This is a genomic window from Microcoleus sp. B7-D4 (assembly GCF_036705125.1).
GTDB lineage: Bacteria > Cyanobacteriota > Cyanobacteriia > Cyanobacteriales > Microcoleaceae > Microcoleus.
Genome location: NZ_JAUBTT010000209.1, coordinates 1 through 4,412 on the forward strand (window position 1 = coordinate 1; position 4,412 = coordinate 4,412).

3 protein-coding genes are annotated in these 4,412 nt (G+C 47.1%); 2 read left to right on the plus strand and 1 reads right to left on the minus strand.

Going from position 1 to position 4,412, the window contains the following annotated elements; all coding sequences use genetic code 11:
- Positions 1–96 precede the first annotated feature (96 nt).
- The gene (hpsU, locus tag QUB12_RS36690) at positions 97–774 is read right to left on the minus strand and encodes a hormogonium polysaccharide biosynthesis acetyltransferase HpsU (protein WP_333148295.1); all 678 of its coding nucleotides are present in this window, start codon (positions 772–774) and stop codon (positions 97–99) included.
- 55 nt (positions 775–829) lie between these two features.
- Between hpsU and QUB12_RS36695 the strand changes: the two genes are divergently transcribed.
- Both QUB12_RS36695 and QUB12_RS36700 read left to right on the plus strand, forming a co-directional pair.
- Complete coding sequence (locus QUB12_RS36695; RefSeq protein ID WP_333148293.1) at positions 830–1,798, plus strand: cation diffusion facilitator family transporter; 969 nt, start codon at positions 830–832, stop codon at positions 1,796–1,798.
- Between the two features lie 700 nt (positions 1,799–2,498).
- Positions 2,499–4,412: DUF4347 domain-containing protein (locus QUB12_RS36700; RefSeq protein WP_333311012.1), on the plus strand; the 1,914-nt coding region annotated here is incomplete at its 3' end.

Here is a 4,412-nt window from a genome sequence, read left to right on the forward strand (position 1 = left end):
GTCCCGCCCGTCCTTTTTGGACGGGCGGGACGCCCATCCCACAAACTTGTGGAAGTTATTTAATTCTCATTCCTTAGTTTCCGGGTACAATGTCTATTACGAACTTTTGTTAATTTCTCGCTGACAGCGGGGACGACAAGGTGTTCCTGTGCAAATAAAGCCTGCCGGCATATTTTTAAAGACGCTGCTGCGAGCTCCAATTAACGCATTTGCACCGATTTCTACACCAGGGCCAATGAAGCAGTCGGCGGCAATCCAAACGCCGTTATTAACGATAATAGATGCTGTGATTAAGCCAAAGGCGGGGTCTTGAGGGTCATGAGTGCCGGTGCAGAGGTAGCTTTTTTGAGAAATGACGCAGTGTTTGCCGATCGCAATTCGATCGAGACTGTACAATACAACATCATCTCCGATCCAACTGTAGTCTCCGATTGCAATTTTCCAAGGATAGGTAAAACGAGCCGTGGGGCGAACGATCGCACCCCGACCTATTTTCGCTCCAAATAACCGCAGCAAGCCGCTTCTGATGCCGTTAAAAGGGTGTGGAGTGAGAGGAAATGCGATCGCCTGGACGAACCACCAAAGCAAAATTACCCAAGTAGGCTTTCCTCGATCGAACTTTGATTGATCGTACTTCCGCAAATCAACTAAAGATTCGCCTGTCAAAGTATTTGCGTGATTGTCGCTAATTGGGCGATCGTTTATTTGAGAATTTGGGGAATTTGCGCTCAAATTTTCCGGATCTTGGTGCGGATTTGGTATATAATCGGTCATTGATAGTTAATTTAATGTTTAATTTAAAATCGAGTTTAACCTTAAGGACTGCTGCATGACATTTCTAGTTAGGGACAATTTTGACTCGGAAAACGCCAAGGATATCGCACAATGCGAGAATACAAATCCCAGAATTGGCAAAGTGCGACTTTTACAAACAGCATTGGTACTGCTTAGCAGCTTTTTTGTAGCAGAGTTAATCGCCGCACTTAATTCTCATAGTTTGTCCCTATTAGCAGATGCGGGTCACGTCTTTTCAGATGTAGCAGCTTTAGCAATAACTTTGACAGCGACTTGGTACTCGTCACTTAAACGCAAAAGTAAATCGGTGGATTGCGCGATCGAATTGAGTTCGGGTACTATTCTTAAGAACAGGCAAGATGCCTGTTCCACAAACAGTGAATTTGATTGTGGGGTGGGCATCCTGCCGGCCCGTAAAAAGCTAGTATTGAGATCGGGCAGTATTCTTAAGAACAGGCAAGATGCCTGTTCCACAAACAGTGAATTTGATTGTGGGGTGGGCATCCTGCCCGCCCGTGGAGAAATCATTGCTGCTTTAATTAATAGTATCAGTTTAGTGGCGATCGCCCTTTGGATTGCCGCCGAGTCGATCGGCCGTTTGCAGTCCCCAACCCCCGAAGTAGAAGGGCTCCCGATGTTAATTACCGCCATAGTCGGTTTAAGCATCAACTCGATTAATGCTTGTTGCTTGCATTCCTGCTGTCACGGCGACTTGAACCTCAAAAGCGCGTTTCTGCACGCAGTTGCAGACATTTTTTCGTCGGTTGGAGTAATTTTAGCTGCGATCGCCGTAGCGTGGCTGCACTGGAATTGGGCTGACGGTTTAATTAGCTTGCTAGTCTCTGCATCAATTATTTTATTAACTCTACCATTGCTAATCGAAAGCCTCCAATTGCTGCTGGGAAAAGTATCAGCAATATCCGCAACTCAACCGCCTTGTGATTGCGAAAAACTGAGCGCCGAAAAATTGCTTTTTCCATCCCTCGAAGAACTCATCAAATAACATCTCTTCATCTGCGTATATCTGCGTAGATTCCCTGAGATATGCAGTTAAAATACCTAAGTAATTAACAAGGGCGATATCTAGATTGTAAAGATAGCGTAAACCTTATTATGTCCTCATGGCAAAGATCCGACTTTTCCGACTTTAAGATCCGACTTTTCCGACTTTACAAAGGCAGGGGCCCGAAGCAATGATAGAGATAGGGAAAGTGAACCCACGATGTCTAGATTGTAAAGATATCGTAAATCTGGATGTTGTGTTGCGAAAGGTTAAATAAAAATATGTTATAAAAGATATGTCTGTGGTATGATACATTTAAGTTGCATCTAATGTTTTGGGAGCCCATTCCCCCACGAGGCCAGTGAAACCTCACTTCATATCAGGACTACCCCGCTCAGGCTCTACTTTACTGGCTGCACTACTACGACGACAAAATCCCCGGTTTTACAGCGCTATGACTTCCCCTATTGGGGGCCCAAGCCGATCGAATGTTGTCAGCCGTGAGCGAAGACAATCAGTTTTCCACGTTTATTTCCCGTGAAAAAGGCGAACGGGCTAACAATTGTACCGATCAATCGATTTGAGCAATAAGACTAATAAATTATTCAGTCCTATGCAAGAGCACTTAAGCTTTGAGGCGGGGGTTTCAACCCCGGCCAGACTTGGATGTAAACGATACATATAAAGGATTTCAGCAATTATGAACTTATCAACTATGAACAAGCAAATTATTTTCGTAGACTCCTCTGTACAAGATTATCAAAGCCTGATCCAAGGCATCGATCTCGCTCAAATTGTGATTTTAAATGAAAATTCCAGCGTGATCGACCAAATTACTAACGCCTTGGCAGATCAAAAAGATATTGAAGCAGTTCATATAGTTTCTCACGGCAGCGAAGGCAGTTTAAAACTCGGTGCTGACGTACTCAATGACAATAACCTAGAAACTTTCAGCGATCGGCTAAAACAGTGGGGAAATGCCCTGACAGCAAATGGCGATATCCTACTTTATGGCTGCGATGTAGCAGCCGGAGAAGTTGGAGAAAACTTCGTAAAGCGCCTGAGTGAAATCACAGGGGCAGATGTGGCAGCATCCACCAACAAGACCGGTAATGCAGCACTAGGGGGCGACTGGGAATTGGAAAAAACAACAGGGGCGATCGAAGCCTCCCTTGCCTTGTCCAGCGAAGCAATGGCAACCTATGCCGATGTTTTAGCCTCACCCGTTCAATTTAATCTCACATCAGTATTCGATCGCGATGTCATTATCAACTACACGGGAGGAGTCACAGACACCCTACAAGGCGAATTGGGTAACGCAGCGGGAGGGGCTAGCATAGATACCTTAATCACTCAGTCCTTTGCAACCTTGAAAGGCGGTGCTAGTGGCAATGGTTTACCCGACAACGGCTTTTTCGCAGCAAATGCCTTCCGTCCCGACGTTCAGCTAGGCTACAACAACACCAATAACGGCAACAACGCCAAAGTTCTTACAACTAACGGCACATCCTTTAACTTTGCTGTTACGCCCAACCAGTATTCACAAATCCACCTGTTCGCCACCAGTACAAATGGCAGCGCTGGGATGCAGGTGACATTTAACTATAGCGATGGCACTACTGGGACAGGCACAGCCACAGTAGTTCCCGACTGGTATGACGAAATTACCGAAACATCGTCGAGTTACTATCTAATCGACGGAATGGATCGAAGCAGTGATACAGCAGGAAACGGTTATCAGAATGCCAATGATCCGGCCCTATTCGGGTTCATGTTTAATCCTAACCCAGCCAAAACGCTGCAGAGCATTACCCTCAGTAAAACAAGCGGTACCAGCGTTGATAATTATCTGGGAGTTTTCGGAGCCACAGGTGTTTTAGCTGACATCACACCGCCCACCGTCAGCCTGACTTCGGCCGCCGCCGCCACCGTCACCGCAGCGTTTCCCGTCACCGCCACCTTCAGTGAAAGCACAACCAACTTTGTCGCCAGTGATATCACCGTCACCAACGGCACAGTCAGTGGCTTTAGTGGCACCGGCACCACCTACAACTTCACCGTCACCCCCACAGGGAGCGGCACAGTTACAGTTAACATCCCCGCCAATATAGCTACGGATGCCGCCGGCAACAACAATACAGCGGCCACTGCTTTGACGCGCACGGCTGACACCACAGCCCCCACAGCCACTTTCACCCCCGCAGACAACGCCACCAGTGTTGCAGTTGCTGCTAATTTAGTCGTTACCTTGAGTGAAGCCGTACAAAAAGGCACTGGCAATATTGTCATCAAGAAAGTCTCGGATAACTCAGTTGTAGAAACCATTGATGTCACCTCAGCCAATGTCACTGTTACTGGTAGTACCGTCACAGTTAATCCACTGGCAGATTTAGCGCAAAGCACAGATTACTACGTTGAAATTGCCGCCGGTGCGATTAAAGACTTAGCAGGTAATAATTATGTCGGTACGACAGGCGCAGCTACTTGGAATTTCACCACCGCTGACACCACACCGCCCACCGTCAGCCTGACTTCGACCGCCGCCGCCACCGTCACCGCAGCGTTTCCCGTCACCGCCACCTTCAGTGAAAGCACAACCAACTTTGTCGCCAGT

What these genes read in the sequence shown, in the direction of transcription:
- hpsU (WP_333148295.1), bottom strand. Translation starts at nt 774, where the DNA reads ATGACCGATTATATACCAAATCCGCACCAAGATCCGGAAAATTTGAGC.
- QUB12_RS36695 (WP_333148293.1), top strand. Translation starts at nt 830, where the DNA reads ATGACATTTCTAGTTAGGGACAATTTTGACTCGGAAAACGCCAAGGAT.